Genomic DNA, 14922 nt, shown 5'->3' with positions numbered 1-14922 from the left:
TAGCGTTCGAACGGGTCTGCCCGAAACTAAATTATGAAGCACAAAAATCAAAAAGATAAATGCTCGAAAACACAAGCTGATAACGTTTGGCAACAAAAAAGGGGCCCGGAGGGCCCCTTTTTTTGCTAACGCATGCTCTAAGCGAGAGCTTAGTAGCTGTTGCGACGGCCACCGCCGTAGCCGCCGTCGCGGTTGCCACCGCCGAAGCCGCCACCGCCGCCACCACCGAAGCCGCCGCCGAAGCCGCCGCTACGGGGAGCGCGGGGCTCCATCGGGCGGGCTTCGTTGACCACCAGGTCACGGCCGCCGCGGTTTTGGCCGTGCAGGCCTTGGATAGCAGCTTGTGCTTCGGCATCGCTGCCCATTTCGACGAAGCCGAAACCCTTGGAACGGCCGGTGTCGCGCTCCATCATTACCTTGGCGCTGTTAACGGCGCCGAATTCGCTGAAGGCTTGCTCCAGATCGCTGTCACGGAAGGTGTACGGCAGGTTGCCGACGTAAAGCTTGTTGCCCATGGAGGACTCCTGAAAAAACTGGAAAACGCGATGGAGCCCTAGGGAGTCAACACGGGATGACAACGTTAGAGACGCAAACGCACTAGCACTCATTGAGCCGAAGCCCGAACGAAAGCTCGCCCATTATGTGGCAGAAGTTTTCGCACGTTATTACTGTTTCGCAAAAATTCGTCGTGCCCGCCACAGAATGCCCCTGGGAGTTACCCTGAAATTGCGGCAGCGCATAAGCAAGTGCCTTGGCGGCAGTGGGGGCCGGCATGCAGATCCGAGGGCTGCTATGATCGCCGGCTCAGTCTTTGGGGAGTAGATCGTTCGGCTCAGCAGCCGGATGCATGCGTCAACAAACTTGGGCCTTCGCTGGCCTATGGCGTATGCGGCGCGCAGTGCAATGCTGCGTGTGACCGATCGAGACCATTGACCGCGCACCGATCCAAAGGCCGGAGTCGGAGCGTGGTCAATGCGTGCTCTATCCGGCCGGATAAATCCCCACACCATGGAAGCCTTCCTGATTTCAACCTCCGTCGTCGCGCTTGCCGAGATGGGGGACAAGACCCAGCTGCTGTCGCTGGTGCTCGCCGCGCGTTTTCGCAAACCCTGGCCCATCGTTGCGGGCATTTTCGTGGCCACGCTGGTCAACCATGCGCTGGCCGGTGCCGTGGGCGCCTGGATCACCAGCTATCTTGGCGAGAACGCCATGCGCTGGATTCTTGGCCTGTCCTTCATCGCCATGGCGGTCTGGATGCTGATCCCCGACAAGCTCGACGAGGACGAGGTCTCCGGGCATTCGCGCTGGGGCGTCTTCGGCACGACGCTGGTGGCCTTCTTCCTGGCCGAGATGGGCGACAAGACGCAGATTGCCACTGTGATGCTGGCGGCCAAGTACAACGCCTACCTGTGGGTGGTGGCGGGCACCACGCTGGGCATGATGCTGGCCAACGCTCCCGTGGTGTGGCTGGGCGACAAGCTGGTCAAGCGCGTGCCCATCCGGCTGGTGCATGTGATCTCGGCCGTGATCTTCCTGGTGCTGGGCGTGCTGGCCCTGTTCCTTCCGGGGGCAGGCGTTTTGGCATAATGATTCTTCATGCGCCGATTTGCTTCTGCTTGCGGGCGCTTTATAAATCCAGCTAAAGACGACACCAGAGAACCCGGCCTCGTTTTTAGCGATGCCGGGTTTTTTCATGTCCTTCATCGCCACACCACAATCCATGCACTTCGACGAGCCGCTGCCGCTGCAGGGCGGCGGCTCGATCCGTGACTACGACCTCGCCTACGAGACCTACGGGCAGCTCAACGCCGACCGCAGCAATGCCGTGCTGGTCTGCCATGCGCTCAACGCCTCCCACCATGTGGCCGGCGTGTACGAGGGCCAGCCCAAGAGCGAGGGCTGGTGGGACAACATGATCGGCCCCGGCAAGCCCGTGGACACGAACCGGTTCTTCGTGATCGGCGTGAACAACCTGGGCTCGTGCTTTGGCTCCACGGGCCCCATGCACGCGCATCCGGACACCGGCAGGATCTATGGCGCCGACTTTCCCGTAGTCACCGTGGAGGATTGGGTGGACGCCCAGGCCCGGCTGCTGGACCGGCTGGGTATAGCGCAGCTGGCCGCGGTGCTGGGCGGCAGCCTGGGCGGCATGCAGGCGCTGTCCTGGTCGCTGCGCCATCCGGACCGCATGCGCCATGCCGTGGTCGTGGCCAGCGCGCCCAACCTCAATGCGGAGAACATCGCCTTCAACGAGGTGGCGCGGCGCGCCATCGTCACCGATCCGGATTTCCATGGCGGGCATTTCTACCAGCATGGCGTGGTGCCGGCGCGCGGCCTGCGCATCGCCCGCATGATCGGCCACATCACCTACCTGAGCGACGACGTGATGAACCAGAAGTTCGGCCGCCAGCTGAGGGAGGGCCTGGACCTGAAGTACAGCACGCAGGACGTGGAGTTCCAGATCGAGAGCTACCTGCGCTACCAGGGCGAGAAGTTCAGCAGCTACTTCGACGCCAATACCTACCTGCTGATCACGCGCGCGCTCGACTACTTCGACCCGGCGCGCACGCATGGCGGCGACCTGACCCAGGCGCTGTCGGTGGCCAAGGCCGGCTTTTTGCTGGTCAGCTTCACCACCGACTGGCGCTTCGCGCCCGCACGCAGCCGCGAGATCGTGAAGTCGCTGCTGGAGAACAACCGCGACGTCAGCTATGCCGAGATCGACGCGCCCCACGGCCATGACGCCTTTCTGCTCGACGACCCCCGCTACATGAACGTGATGCGCTCCTACTTCGACGGCATCGCCCAGGAAACCACGACAGTCGCCAAGGAGGCCGCATGACCGAGCTGAACACCATGCAGGCGATTGCGCGCCTGATCCCCAAGGGCTCGCGCGTGCTCGACCTGGGCTGCGGCGATGGCGCCCTGCTGTCGCACCTTCAGCGCGAGCGTGGCTGCACCGGCTACGGCGTGGAGCTGGATGACGCCAACGTGCTGGCCTGCGTGCGCCGGGGCGTGAACGTGCTGCAGCTGAACCTGGAGGACGGCCTGGCCATCTTCCAGGACAACAGCTTCGACGTGGTGCTGCAGATCGATACGCTGCAGCATCTGCGCAATGCCGAGACCATGCTGCAGGAGACGGCGCGCATAGGGCGCGCGGGCATCGTCGCCTTCCCCAACTTCGCGCACTGGCCCAACCGCCTGTCCGTGCTGCGCGGGCGCATGCCGGTGACGCGGCGCCTGCCCTACCAGTGGTATGACACGCCCAACATCCGCGTGGGCACCTACAAGGACTTCGAGGTGCTGGCCACCCGGAACCGGCTGCGCATACTGGACTCCTTCGGCCTGCAGGATGGCCGCAGCGTGCGTACCCTGCCCAATCTCATGGCGGGCACGGCGGTCTTCCATTTCGAGCACGCCTGAGCGCAGGCGGGCCATGCCCGTGTCATCCCCGGCGCGCACAATCGAATGCCCCGAGACCCCGGAGACAGACATGGACAACCTCCCACGCCGCCGCGCGCTGGCCCTGGCCGGCGCGGCCGCCGGCCTGCTGGTGGCCGGCTGCGCCGCACCGCAGGCGCCCGCCCGAAGCGATGCCGCTGCCGACTGGCCGCCCCGGCCCGCGCTGATCGCCCATCGCGGCGCATCGGCGCTGTGGCCAGAGCACACGCTGGAGGCATACCGCGAGGCCATACGCGCGGGCGCCGACTTCATCGAGCCCGACCTGGTCATCACGCGCGATGGCGTGCTGGTGGCGCGGCATGAGAACGCCATCGCCATCCTCGCGGCCGACGGCAGCCTCAAGGAGGCCACGACCAATGTGGCCGACCGCCCCGAGTTCGCGGCGCGCAAGACCACCAAAACCATCGACGGGCAGGCGATCACGGGCTGGTTCGTGGAGGATTTCACGCTGGCCGAGCTGAAGACGCTGCGTGCGCGCGAACGCATTCCGGCGATCCGCCCGGCGAATGTGCAGTTCAATGACCGTTTCGAGGTGCCCACGCTGCAGGAGGTCATCGACCTGGCCCGAGCCGAGAGCGCACGCACGAGCCGCACCATCGGCATCTATCCCGAGACCAAGCACCCGAGCTACTTCCAGTCCATCGGCCTGCCGCTGGAGCCCGCGCTGCTCAAGCTGCTCGCGGACAACGGCTGGAACCATGCGCAGGCGCCGGTGTTCGTGCAGTCCTTCGAGGTCGAGAACCTGCGCTGGATCCGTGCGCGCAGCAGCCTGCGCCTGGTGCAATTGCTGGCGCCCAAGGGCAAGCCCTATGACAGCGTGGCACGCGGCACGGGCCCCGGCTATGCCGACATGGTCACGCCCGCAGGCCTGGCCGAGATTGCGCGCTACGCCAACGGCATCGGGCCGAGCAAAAGCATGGTGATCCCTGTGGTGCAGGGTGCGAATGCCGCGCCCACTGCGCTGGTGGCCGATGCCCATCGCGCGGGGCTGCTGGTCCATCCCTGGACGCTGCGGCCCGAGAACGCCTTCCTTCCCCTGAGCCTGAAATCTCCGCCCGCACAGGACGGCGCCCGGCGTGGCAATGCGCGCGCCGACATGGACGATTTCCTGCGCACGGGCATCGATGGCATCTTCACCGACGACCCGTCGGTGGGGCGAGCCGCCATTGACGCATTGCTCAAGTCGCGGCCTTGACCGGACGTGCTGCCGTGCGCCGGCCCGCTGCCTGCGCCTGCTCCAGCCACTGCTGGCGGCGTGCGGCATCGGCGCCGAGCACGGGTCCGAAACTGTGTATGCGCACGGGCCGGATGCCGCTGAACTCCAGGATGGCACGGCGCATCTGGTGATGGCCCGGCATGTGCGCCAGCCAGCGGTAATACCAGGGCGGGGAATCCATGCTCACCAGCAGATCGGCGGTGCGGCCGGCCAGCAGCCGGTCCCACAGCATCGAGCCCTTGCGGTACTTGAAGGCGAAGCCCGGCAGAAAGATGCGGTCGATGAAGCCCTTGAGCAAGGCCGGCAGGCCGCCCCACCAGGTCGGATAGACCCAGGCCAGGTGGCTGGCCCACAGGATGTCGGCCTGGGCCTGCTGCAGGTCAGGCTCCAGGGGCTGATCCTGGCGATAGCCGGCGCGCAGCAGCGGGTCGAATTCCAGTTCGCCCAGGCGCAGCGTGCGCACTTGGGCACCGCTGTCGCGTGCGCCCTGGGCGTAGGCATCGGCCAGGCCGGCGCACAGGCTGCCGGCCGACGGGTGGCCGAGGATGATCAGGATGCGCTGGGGATGATGGGGGTGCGTGGTGCTTGGAAACATGGCGGCCATGTTCGCCTTGCCCCAAGGGGCAGGGTCAAGACCCTGGATCAAGCCATGGCGGTTTCGCAGGCGCGTTCTCTGGAATCCGCCGGCTCCAGGCGGCATTCGAGCAGCTCACGCTCCAGTGCGGCCAGCTGCGTCTGCAGTCCCTGAAGGTGCTGCATCTGCGCCTGCACCTGCTCGCGGCGGCCGCGCAGCAGCCGGGCCAGCGCGTCCCAGCTGTCGGCGTGGTCCAGGCGCTGCAGGCCATGCAGCTCGTCGAGTCGAAAGCCCAGCCCCAGCGCCTGGCGGATGCGCTGCACCAGCACCAGATCCTGCTGTCCATACACGCGGTAGCTGCCTGCCCGCGCCACGGCACCGAGCAGGCCCCGTGATTCATAGAGCCTGACGGCCTTGGGCGAGCAGCCGGCGCGTCGGGCGAGTTCTCCGATATACATGGGGCGTGATCGTAGTCGCTGGCGCCGGGCTCTCATGGTCTGCATGGCGTTGGCGCACAATGACCGGATCGCGGCGCTGGCTTCGCTCGAACGGTGCGCCCATCCCTGACACGAGGACCCACCATGAATGCACGCACTCCTTCACAACTGCTGCAGCCTGCAGCCGCGCTGGACCGGATCAGCCGCTCCTGGGACGAGCGCATCGTCCCGGCGCTGACCGAGTACATCGCCATTCCCGCCAAGTCGCCCATGTTCGCGCCCGACTGGGAGCAGCAGGGCCACCTGGAGACCGTGCTGCGCAATGCGGCCGACTGGGTGCAGGCGCAGAAGGTGGCGGGCCTGACGCTGGAGATCGTGCGCCAGCCGGGCCGCACGCCAGTGCTGTTCTTCGAGGTGGAAGGCACGCAGGACAAGGCGGCCTCCAGCCCCACGGTGCTGATGTACGGCCATCTGGACAAGCAGCCCGAGTTCGACGGCTGGCGCAGCGACCTGGGTCCGTGGACGCCCAAGTACGAGAACGGAAAGCTGTACGGGCGCGGCGGTGCCGATGATGGCTACGCGGTCTACGCCAGCATTGCCGCCGTGCAGGAGCTCAAGCGCCAGGGCGTGCCGCACCCGCGCATCCTGGGCCTGATCGAGACCTGCGAGGAAAGCGGCTCGCGCGACCTGTTGCCCTATGTCGATGCCCTGCGTCCGCGCCTGGGCGATGTGGGCCTGGTGATCTGCCTGGACAGCGGCGCCGGCAACTACGACCAGCTGTGGCTGACCACCAGCCTGCGCGGCATGGCCAGCGGCACGCTGAAGGTGGAGATCCTCACGGAGGGCGTGCACTCGGGCGATGCCTCGGGCGTCGTGCCGTCGTCCTTCCGCATCCTGCGCCAGGTGCTGGACCGTCTGGAGGACAGCAAGACCGGGCGCCTGCTGCCCGCCAGCTTCCACTGCGAGGTCCCGGCCGACCGCATGGCCCAGATGCGCGCCACGGCGGCCATCCTCGGCGAGGAGACCTATGCGCGCTTTCCCTGGGCGCACTACGACTGCGGCGGCTCCACGCTGTTTGCCCTGCCCACCACCACCGACCCGGTGCAGGCGCTGGTCAAGCGCACCTGGGAGCCCACGCTGAGTGTCACAGGCGCAGAGGGCCTGCCCGCGCTGCAGGATGCCGGCAACGTGCTGCGGCCCTACACGGCCTTCAAGCTCAGCCTGCGCCTGCCGCCCCTGGTCGATGCCGCCGCGTGCGTGCAGGAGATGAAGGCGCTGCTGGAGGACAACGCGCCCTACCAGGCCCGTGTGACCTGGCAAGGGCTGTCGGGTGCCAGCGGCTGGAATGCGCCAGCCATGGACGGCTGGTTCGAGGACGCGCTCAACGCCGCCAGCCAGGCGCATTTCGGCGCCTCCTGCGGCTACATCGGGCAGGGCGGCACGATTCCGCTGATGAACATGCTCAGCCAGGGCTTTCCCAAGGCCCAGATGATGGTCTGCGGCGTGCTCGGCCCCAAGAGCAACGCCCACGGCCCCAATGAATTCCTGCACGTGCCCTATGCCAAGAAGCTCACGGCCGCCGTGGCCCAGGTGATCGCCGCCATGGCCGTGACGCAGGCAGCTTCCGAAGCCGGTGCCGGCACTGCCGGCGTGGCGTAATGGCAGCGTCTGCCCCCGCGCCGGAAGGCCAGGTCACACGCCTGGCATCCGGCGACGGCGCCGAGCTGTCACTGTGCGATTGGCCTGCCGGCGAGGGCCCGGCGCGCGCCACCGTGCTGCTGGTGCACGGCCTGGGCGAGCACATCGGCCGCTATGCGGCACTGGCCCAGCGGCTCAATGCCTGGGGCTATGCCGTACGCGGCTACGACCAATATGGCCACGGACGCTCGGCAGGGCCGCGCGGTGGCCTGACGGGCGACAACCGGCTTCTGGACGACCTGGCGGCCGTGGTGGATGACACGCGCGCCCGGCAACCGGCCGGCCAGCCGCTGGTGCTGTTGGGCCACAGCCTGGGCGGTCTGGTGGCGGCGCTGTTCGTGGCCCGGGCCATCCGGCCTGTCGATGCGCTGGTGCTGTCCTCGCCAGCCCTCGATGTGGGTCTGTCGCCGATCCAGAAATTGCTCGTTGGCACGCTGCCGCACCTGCTGCCCGATCTGCGCGTGTCCAACGGCCTGCAGATTCCGTATCTCTCGCACGACGTGGCGGTCTGCGATGCCTACCGCGCCGATCCGCTGTGCCACGACCGCATCAGCGCACGGCTGGCGCGCTTTCTGGCGCAGGGCGGCCCGCAGGTGCTGGCCCGTGCGGGCAGCTGGAGTGTGCCCAGCCTGTTGCTGTGGGCAGGGGACGACAGGCTGGTGGCGCCGGCCGGCAGCCAGGCCTTTTCCGACCGTGCGCCGCCGGCCGTGGTGCAGGCGCAGTGCTTTGACGGCGCCTACCACGAGCTGTTCAACGAAAGCGATGCCTTCGCCGCGCCCGTGTTCGCAAGGCTGCGGCAGTGGCTGGGCCGGTTCAGTCCAGCGTGAGCGCCGCCAGCGCGGCCAAGGGCGCGGTTTCCGCGCGCAGAACGCGTGGACCCAGCGTGACGGGCACGAAACCCTGGGCGCGGGCCAGGGCCTCTTCGGCCGGAGAGAGGCCCCCTTCGGGGCCCGATAGAAAGACCACGGGCGCATCCTCGGCCATGGCGTCCACGATCTCGCCCAGCGGCCGGGTTCCCTCGCCCAGCGACAGCAGCAGCCGCAGCGTGCCGGGCGGCAGCTGTTTCGCGCCGCCCTCCAGCCAGTCTTGCAGGTCGGTGGGCGCATGCAGCGGCGGCACGCGGTTGCGTGTGCACTGCTCGCAGGCCGACACGGCCACGGCCTGCCAGTGCGCCAGCTTTTTCTCGGCGCGCTCGCCCTTGAGCTTGAGCACGCTGCGCTCGGCCACCAGCGGCGTGATGCTGGCGGCGCCCAGCTCGGCGGCCTTCTCCACCAGCCAGTCCATGCGTTCGTTGGCCGTGATGCCTGCCAGCAGGTGCACGGGGCGCAGCGGTTCGCGTTCCACGGCGTGGTGCGCGCCTATGCGCACGGCCACGTCGCTGCGGCCCATGCGCAGGACCGTGGCCTCGAACTCGCCGCCGCTGAAGCCCTCGCCGGCACGGCCCTGAAAGAGGGTGATGCCGTCGCCGGGCTGCAGGCGCAGCACCTGCACATGGCGCGCCGCACCGGGCGGCAGTTCGATGTCGTCGCCGCTGCGCAGCGCGATGGGGCAGTGAAAGCGTGGCATGGCGTACCTGTCCTCAAACGCGCCCGTAGGCCCAGCCCACCTGGGGCTGAATGTTCTCGATCTGGTCCACCAGGCGCAGCAGCGGCGTCAGTTCGCGGTAGCGGCTGCAGGTGGCGCGGATGTAGTGGATGAAGCGCGGCGTATCCGCCAGGTAGCGGGGCTTGCCGTCTCGCAATGTCAGCCGTGCAAAGATGCCGGCCACCTTGAGGTGGCGCTGCAGCCCCATCCACTCCACGCCACGGTAGAACTCGCCGAAATCGTCGCCCCAGCCGCTTTGGCTGCGCGCGCCCACCAATCCCGACTTGCGTGCCTTTTCCCAGTAACGCACGGTAATGTCGATGACAAAGTCCTCTTCCCAGCTGATGAAGGCATCGCGCAGCAGGCTGGCGATGTCATAGGTCACCGGGCCGTAGACCGCATCCTGGAAGTCCAGCACGCCCAGCGGGCCGCTGGCGGTCACGGGCTGCATGAGATTGCGCGTCATGAAGTCGCGGTGCACGAAGACGCTGGGTGCCGCCAGGTTGTGGGCCACGATCTGGTCGAAGGCCTTGGCCAGCGTGGCCTGCTGCCTGTCGTCGAGCACGGTCTCGCGGTGGCGCGCGATGTACCAGTCGGGGAACAGTTGCAGTTCGCGGCGCAGCAGGGCGTCGTCATAGGCGGGCAGCACGTCGGGGCGCGAGGCGGTCTGCCAGGCCAGCAGCACCTCCAGCGCCGAGCGGTACCAGGCTTCCGCGTCCTGGGGCTTTTCCGGGTCCAGCGCCTCGATGACGGTGTGGCCGCCCAGGTCGGACAGCAGCATGAAGCCGTGCACGGCGTCCCAGTCCAGGATCTGCGGCACAGCCAGGCCGGCCGAGGCCATCAGTGCCTGCACCTTGGCGAAGGGCGCGCAGTCTTCCTTGTCCGGCGGTGCATCCATGACGATGAGGCTGGCGCCGGCGGCGGTGTCCAGGCGCAGATAGCGGCGAAAGCTGGCATCGGCCGATGCCGGGCGCAGGGTTTCGGGGCGCAGCGCGTGGCGGGCGGACAGCGGGGCCAGCCAGGCGTCGAAGGCGGCATGGCGGGCGGGGTCGGCCCAGACAACGCCGGCCGTGGGGGTGTTTGGATGGCTCATGGATAATCGCGATTCTACAAACCGCCACCCCGGCGAATGCCCGGCGGTGATGCTAGGCTTGCGCCTTTGTCCACCCGCCGCTGTTGACCACCGTGTACCTCCGACCGCCGCTCCCCGATCCGCTGGCTGCCCGCGCGCCCGCGCGCCCCGCTGTACGCCCGCTGGCCTGGCTTGTGGCTCTCGTATGGGCCGGTGGCTCGACGCTGGCCCAGGCCCAGCCCGCTGCGGCCGATGAAGGCCGGCTGCAGCAGGTGCGCCCGCTGCGCCCCAGCACGCTGATGCAGGAAACCTACCCTGAGGCGGTCCGCTCCCAGCAGCCCGTCTACGTGCGCGGTGACGCGCTCAGCGGCCAGCCGGACATCAATGCGGTGATCGAGGGCAATGCCGAACTGCGCCGCGGCGACACCATGATCCGCGCCGACCGGCTCGAATACCAGGTGCCCGACGACCGCGTCAATGCCTCGGGCGCCGTGCACATCAACCAGGCCGGCAATGTCTACGAAGGCTCGCAGCTGGACCTGCAGGTCGATGCCTTCAAGGGCTTTTTCGACAACGCCGGCTACCGCTTCCTGGCCAACGGGGCCTACGGCAAATCCTCGCGCGTGGACTTCATCGACCGCGACCATGCCGTGGTCCATGACGCGACCTACACCACCTGCCAGCGCGACGACGAAGCCACCTGGCAGCCGGCCTGGATGCTGCGCGCCCGGACCTTGCACATCGACATGGCCGAGGAAGTCGGCGTGGCCGAAGGCGCGGCCCTGCAGTTCAAGGGCGTGACCGTGCTGCCCGTGCCGCGCATGAGCTTTCCGCTGTCGGACAAGCGCAAGTCGGGCCTGCTGCCTCCCACCATGGGCCTGGACAAGCTCAGCGGCATCGAATACACGCAGCCCTACTACTGGAACCTCGCGCCCAACCGCGACATGACCCTGTATCCCTCGGTCATGAGCAAGCGCGGCGTCAACCTGGGCGCCCAGTTCCGCTATCTGGAGCCCACCTATTCGGGCGAGGCCTACGCGGCCTACATGCCGGGCGACCGCCAGCGCGACCGTGACCGCTGGGCCTACTCGCTGCAGCACCGGGGCGTCATCAGCTCGCCCATCGGCGGCCTGGGGTTGAACATGAACCTCAACCGCGTCAGCGACGACAACTACTGGCGTGATTTCCCGCTGGCCGCCCGTTCCTTGCGCGAGCGCCTGCTGCCCAACGACGTGAACCTGTCCTGGGCGCGTGGCGACGGGGTGCTGACCCTGCGCACCCTGTACTGGCAGACCATGCAGGACGCATCGGCGCCCATTGCCCCGCCCTACGGCATGAAGCCGCAACTGCAATGGCGCTACACGCCGCTGGACCTGCCGCACGGCCTGGACTTCAGCTTCGTGGCCGACACCACGCGCTTCGAGATCGACAAGCCCCTGGCCGGCATGACCTACAACAACGGCCAGCGCAGCTACATGCAGGCGCAGCTGAGCCGTCCCTTCCTGTCGCCGGGCGCCTTCATCACGCCCAGGATCCAGTTGCACACCAGCAACTACCAGGTGGACCGCCTGATGAGCAACGGCAGCCGCAATGCCTCGCGCACGCTGCCCACGGTCAGTGTGGACAGCGGCTTGGTGTTCGAGCGCGACACCACGCTGTTCGGCCGCCAGCTGCTGCAGACCTTCGAGCCGCGCGCCTTCTACACCTACACGCCCTACCGCGACCAGAGCTTTCTGCCGCTGTACGACACGGCGCGCAACGACTTCAACTTCGCTAGCATCTACTCCGAAAACGACTACAACGGCCAGGACCGCATTGCCGACAACCACCTGCTGACCCTGGGCGCGACCACACGCCTGATCGACGGGGCCACGGGCGCGGAAAAGGCGCGCTTCGGCATTGCGCAGCGCGTGCGTTTCTCCGACCAGAAGGTCATCCTGCCCGGCGAGGTGCCTGCCACCAGCCGGCTGTCCGACGTGCTGCTGGGTGCGGCCATCAACTGGACCGATGCCTGGTCCACCGAAGGCACGACCCAGTACAACCGCGACCTGAACCGCCCGGTGCGCACCACCTTCGGCGCGCGCTACAGCCCCAGCTCCTACCGCACGGTGAACGTGGCCTACCGTACCCAGTACGACACCGTGGCACGCACCGATGCCAGCAAGCTGGTCGATGTGGGCTGGCAATGGCCCATCAACGACCTCTGGGGCGACAAGGGCCGTGACCTGGGTGCCGGCCGTGGCCAGGGCGGCGGCCGCTGGTACACGGTGGGCCGGCTGAACTACAGCCTGAAGGACCGCAAGCTCGTCGATACCGTGGTCGGGCTGGAGTACGACGGCTGCTGCTGGATTGGCCGCGTGGTGCTGGAGCGCCTGCAAAGCTCCATCACCCAGTCCAACACCCGGCTGCTGTTCCAGATCGAGTTCGTAGGCTTCTCGCGGCTGAGCCTGGGTGCCGACCCGCAGCGCAGCCTCAAGCAGAATGTGCCGCGCTACCAGTACCTGCGCGAGTCGGTGACGCCGCCCAGCCGCTTCACCAATTACGATTAGAGCCAAGGCTCCAAACACGCTTTTTGCAAGGCATCTCTCCCATGCGTTTTCTTTCCCAGACCCATTGCTGCGCAGCGGCCGCTGTGGCGCTGGCCTTGCTGGCCACCACAGCCCAGGCGCAAGGCCTGCGTGTTCCGGGCCAGTCCAGGGCGCCCCAGGCAGGCGATGCCTCCGTCTCGCGCGCGCTGGACGCCACCAACCAGCCCTTGTCGCGTGATCGCGGCAGCAATGCCGGCGTGCGCTCGGCCGACTACATCGTGGCCGTGGTCAACTCCGAGCCCGTGACCAACAACGAGGTGCGGGCCCGCATGGCGCGCGTGGCGCAGAACATTGCCGAGCAGGGCGGCCAGATGCCGCCCGAGGCGCTGCTGGCCCGCGAGGTGCTGGAGCGGCTGATCGTGGAAAAGGCCCAGCTGCAGGAAGCCAAGGACACGGGCCTGCGCGTGGATGACTACGCCGTGGACCAGGCGCTGACGAATGTGGCGCGGCAAAACGGCCTGGACAAGGCCGGCCTGCAGTCACGCCTGCGGGCCGAGGGCGTGAACGAAAAGCAGTTCCGCGAAGAACTGCGCCGCCAGATCACGCTGCAGCGCCTGCGCGAGCGCGATGTGGACGGCCGCGTGCGCGTGACCGAAGCCGACATCGACCGCTACCTGGCCGAGCAGCGCAGCGGCGGCGCCGACAAGGCGCCGGCGGCCGTGAACCTGGGCCACATCCTGATCGCCGTGCGCGAGGATGCCAGCCCCGCCGAAGTGGCCGAGCGCGAAGCCCGCGCCAAGCAGGCTGCCGAGGCGGCCCGCACGCAAGGCGACTTCCTGGCCGTGGTCAAGGAGTTCTCCGATGTGCCCGACGGCCAGGGCGGCGGCGCCATGGGCATGCGCCCGCTGGACCGCTACCCCGAACTGTTCACCAAGGCCGTGGGCCAGACGCCGCAGGGCGGCATCGTCGGCCCCTTCCGTTCGGGCGCGGGCTTTCACGTGCTCAAGGTGCTGGAGAAGTCGCAGGCCGGCATGCCTTCCGTGGTCACGCAAAACCATGCGCGCCACATCCTGCTGCGCATCGGCGACCAGATGACCGAGGCCGATGCCGCCAAGCGCCTGGCCGACTACAAGCGCCGCGTGGACAGCGGCCAGGCCAGCTTCGAATCGCTGGCCCGCGAGTTCTCGCAGGACGGCAGCGCGCGCAACGGCGGCGATCTGGGCTGGGCCTCGCCCGGCCAGTTCGTGCCCGAGTTCGAGCAGGTGCTCAATGCGCTGCAGCCCGGGCAGGTCAGCGACCCGCTGGTCTCGCGCTTCGGTGTGCACCTGATCCAGCTCATCGAGCGTCGCCAGGCCGCGCTGACGCCGCGCGAGCAGCGCGACATGGTGCGCAACGTGGTGCGCGAGCGCAAGCTCGAAACCGACTACCAGACCTGGCTGCAGGAGCTGCGTGGCCGCGCCTACGTCGAGTACCGCGAGCCCCCGCAATAAGACACCCCCCAAGCAGCCATGGCTGCGGCAGTCCACAATGGAAGGCGGTGCCATGGCGCACCGCCTTGCTTTTTCTATGAAACACATTCCTCGCAAACGCTTCGGCCAGAACTTCCTGACCGATGGCGGCATCATCGACGGCATCGTGCGTGCCATCGATCCCCGGCCGGGCCAGTCCATGGTCGAGATCGGTCCGGGCCTGATGGCCCTGACCCAGCCCCTGGTCGAGCGCCTGGGCCGGCTCACCGTGATCGAACTGGACCGCGACCTGGCCGTGCGCCTGCGCCTGCACGAGCAGCTCGACGTGGTCGAGTCCGACGTGCTCAAGGTGGACTTTCGCGCCATCGCTGCGCGTCTGGGCGTGCCCAAGCTGCGCATTGCGGGCAACCTGCCCTACAACATCTCCAGCCCCATCCTCTTTCACCTGCTCGAGCAGGTGGACGTGGTCGAGGACCAGCATTTCATGCTGCAAAAGGAGGTCATCGACCGCATGGTGGCGTCGCCCTCCACAGCCGCCTATGGGCGGCTGACGGTCATGCTGCAGTGGCGCTATGCGATGGAGAGCGTGCTGTACGTGCCGCCCGAGAGCTTCAATCCGCCGCCCAAGGTGGACAGCGCCGTCGTGCGCATGGTCCCGCGCGAGGCGCCGGCGGCCCTGGATGCGAAGCTGCTGGAGGAGATGGTGCAGGTGGCCTTCAGCCAGCGGCGCAAGATCCTGCGCAACACGCTGGGGCGCTGGCTGGAAGCCAAGGGCTTTGACGGGGAATTCGACCTGCAGCGCCGCGCCGAGGAAGTGCCGGTGTCCGAATACGAGGCACTCGCCGCCCGGTTCACGCGCGCCTAGGCACAGGCGCCCAGCGA

14 protein-coding genes are annotated in these 14922 nt (G+C 67.7%); 9 read left to right on the top strand and 5 right to left on the bottom strand.

Translation table 11 applies throughout. The annotated features are described in order from the left end of the window. Positions 1-149: 149 nt before the first annotated feature. Entirely contained in the window at positions 150-515 is a 366-nt protein-coding gene (rbp, locus tag AC5I49_RS12890) for an RNA-binding regulator (protein ID WP_016447246.1), read from the bottom strand. Between the two features lie 493 nt (positions 516-1008). Here rbp and AC5I49_RS12885 point away from each other — a divergent pair, with 493 nt between their 5' ends. The 4 genes from AC5I49_RS12885 to AC5I49_RS12870 all read left to right on the top strand — a co-directional run bounded on the left by AC5I49_RS12885 (position 1009) and on the right by AC5I49_RS12870 (position 4657). Beyond that, the gene (locus AC5I49_RS12885; RefSeq protein ID WP_034348253.1) at positions 1009-1587 is read left to right on the top strand and encodes a TMEM165/GDT1 family protein; all 579 of its coding nucleotides are present in this window, start codon (positions 1009-1011) and stop codon (positions 1585-1587) included. A gap of 106 nt (positions 1588-1693) precedes the next feature. Next, a complete protein-coding gene (gene metX / locus AC5I49_RS12880) occupies positions 1694-2842 on the top strand; it encodes a homoserine O-succinyltransferase MetX (RefSeq protein ID WP_495789464.1) in 1149 nt (382 codons plus the stop codon). Continuing rightward, entirely contained in the window at positions 2839-3423 is a 585-nt protein-coding gene (gene metW, locus AC5I49_RS12875; protein WP_012207840.1) for a methionine biosynthesis protein MetW, read from the top strand. The genes metX and metW overlap by 4 nt, the downstream gene beginning before the upstream one ends. Before the next feature lie 70 nt (positions 3424-3493). Further along, a complete protein-coding gene (locus AC5I49_RS12870; RefSeq protein WP_495789463.1) occupies positions 3494-4657 on the top strand; it encodes a glycerophosphodiester phosphodiesterase in 1164 nt (387 codons plus the stop codon). Here the strand turns inward: AC5I49_RS12870 and AC5I49_RS12865 are convergent. After that, on the bottom strand, positions 4641-5282 hold the full coding sequence (locus AC5I49_RS12865; protein ID WP_046984813.1) for an NAD(P)H-dependent oxidoreductase: 642 nt from the start codon (positions 5280-5282) through the stop codon (positions 4641-4643). The genes AC5I49_RS12870 and AC5I49_RS12865 overlap by 17 nt on opposite strands. A gap of 38 nt (positions 5283-5320) precedes the next feature. Continuing rightward, on the bottom strand, positions 5321-5710 hold the full coding sequence (locus tag AC5I49_RS12860; protein WP_016447240.1) for a MerR family transcriptional regulator: 390 nt from the start codon (positions 5708-5710) through the stop codon (positions 5321-5323). A gap of 123 nt (positions 5711-5833) precedes the next feature. Between AC5I49_RS12860 and AC5I49_RS12855 the strand changes: the two genes are divergently transcribed. Together AC5I49_RS12855 and AC5I49_RS12850 are read left to right on the top strand one after the other, a co-directional pair. Further along, complete coding sequence (locus AC5I49_RS12855; RefSeq protein ID WP_212645613.1) at positions 5834-7348, top strand: M20 family metallopeptidase; 1515 nt, start codon at positions 5834-5836, stop codon at positions 7346-7348. Continuing rightward, positions 7348-8214: an alpha/beta hydrolase gene (locus tag AC5I49_RS12850; protein WP_046241499.1), complete on the top strand. Its 867-nt coding sequence runs from the start codon at positions 7348-7350 to the stop codon at positions 8212-8214. The genes AC5I49_RS12855 and AC5I49_RS12850 overlap by 1 nt, the downstream gene beginning before the upstream one ends. Here AC5I49_RS12850 and AC5I49_RS12845 read toward each other — a convergent pair. Both AC5I49_RS12845 and AC5I49_RS12840 read right to left on the bottom strand, forming a co-directional pair. Continuing rightward, positions 8201-8953, bottom strand: a complete 753-nt coding sequence (locus AC5I49_RS12845; RefSeq protein WP_016447237.1) for a 16S rRNA (uracil(1498)-N(3))-methyltransferase — start codon at positions 8951-8953, stop codon at positions 8201-8203. The two genes, AC5I49_RS12850 and AC5I49_RS12845, sit on opposite strands and share 14 nt — an antisense overlap. A 13-nt stretch (positions 8954-8966) precedes the next feature. Next, positions 8967-10064 (bottom strand): aminoglycoside phosphotransferase family protein, encoded by a 1098-nt coding sequence (locus AC5I49_RS12840; RefSeq protein ID WP_016447236.1) that lies wholly within the window; start codon positions 10062-10064, stop codon positions 8967-8969. A 92-nt stretch (positions 10065-10156) separates the two neighbouring features. Between AC5I49_RS12840 and AC5I49_RS12835 the strand changes: the two genes are divergently transcribed. The 3 genes from AC5I49_RS12835 to rsmA all read left to right on the top strand — a co-directional run bounded on the left by AC5I49_RS12835 (position 10157) and on the right by rsmA (position 14905). Beyond that, positions 10157-12592, top strand: a complete 2436-nt coding sequence (locus AC5I49_RS12835; protein ID WP_424293379.1) for an LPS-assembly protein LptD — start codon at positions 10157-10159, stop codon at positions 12590-12592. A gap of 41 nt (positions 12593-12633) precedes the next feature. Continuing rightward, positions 12634-14061, top strand: coding sequence for a peptidylprolyl isomerase (locus AC5I49_RS12830; RefSeq protein ID WP_016447234.1), 1428 nt, complete (start codon positions 12634-12636; stop codon positions 14059-14061). Between the two features lie 76 nt (positions 14062-14137). Beyond that, entirely contained in the window at positions 14138-14905 is a 768-nt protein-coding gene (gene rsmA / locus AC5I49_RS12825; protein ID WP_495789462.1) for a 16S rRNA (adenine(1518)-N(6)/adenine(1519)-N(6))-dimethyltransferase RsmA, read from the top strand. The last annotated feature ends 17 nt before the right edge of the window (positions 14906-14922 follow it).

This window comes from Delftia sp., from assembly GCF_059499305.1.
This window is presented reverse-complemented; position numbering and strand designations above follow the sequence as displayed.

Bases quoted from the DNA above. Each gene is read 5' to 3' on its own strand.
- rbp (WP_016447246.1), bottom strand. From the start codon at position 515: ATGGGCAACAAGCTTTACGTCGGCAACCTGCCGTACACCTTCCGTGAC.
- AC5I49_RS12885 (WP_034348253.1), top strand. From the start codon at position 1,009: ATGGAAGCCTTCCTGATTTCAACCTCCGTCGTCGCGCTTGCCGAGATG.
- metX (WP_495789464.1), top strand. From the start codon at position 1,694: ATGTCCTTCATCGCCACACCACAATCCATGCACTTCGACGAGCCGCTG.
- metW (WP_012207840.1), top strand. From the start codon at position 2,839: ATGACCGAGCTGAACACCATGCAGGCGATTGCGCGCCTGATCCCCAAG.
- AC5I49_RS12870 (WP_495789463.1), top strand. From the start codon at position 3,494: ATGGACAACCTCCCACGCCGCCGCGCGCTGGCCCTGGCCGGCGCGGCC.
- AC5I49_RS12865 (WP_046984813.1), bottom strand. From the start codon at position 5,282: ATGGCCGCCATGTTTCCAAGCACCACGCACCCCCATCATCCCCAGCGC.
- AC5I49_RS12860 (WP_016447240.1), bottom strand. From the start codon at position 5,710: ATGTATATCGGAGAACTCGCCCGACGCGCCGGCTGCTCGCCCAAGGCC.
- AC5I49_RS12855 (WP_212645613.1), top strand. From the start codon at position 5,834: ATGAATGCACGCACTCCTTCACAACTGCTGCAGCCTGCAGCCGCGCTG.
- AC5I49_RS12850 (WP_046241499.1), top strand. From the start codon at position 7,348: ATGGCAGCGTCTGCCCCCGCGCCGGAAGGCCAGGTCACACGCCTGGCA.
- AC5I49_RS12845 (WP_016447237.1), bottom strand. From the start codon at position 8,953: ATGCCACGCTTTCACTGCCCCATCGCGCTGCGCAGCGGCGACGACATC.
- AC5I49_RS12840 (WP_016447236.1), bottom strand. From the start codon at position 10,064: ATGAGCCATCCAAACACCCCCACGGCCGGCGTTGTCTGGGCCGACCCC.
- AC5I49_RS12830 (WP_016447234.1), top strand. From the start codon at position 12,634: ATGCGTTTTCTTTCCCAGACCCATTGCTGCGCAGCGGCCGCTGTGGCG.
- rsmA (WP_495789462.1), top strand. From the start codon at position 14,138: ATGAAACACATTCCTCGCAAACGCTTCGGCCAGAACTTCCTGACCGAT.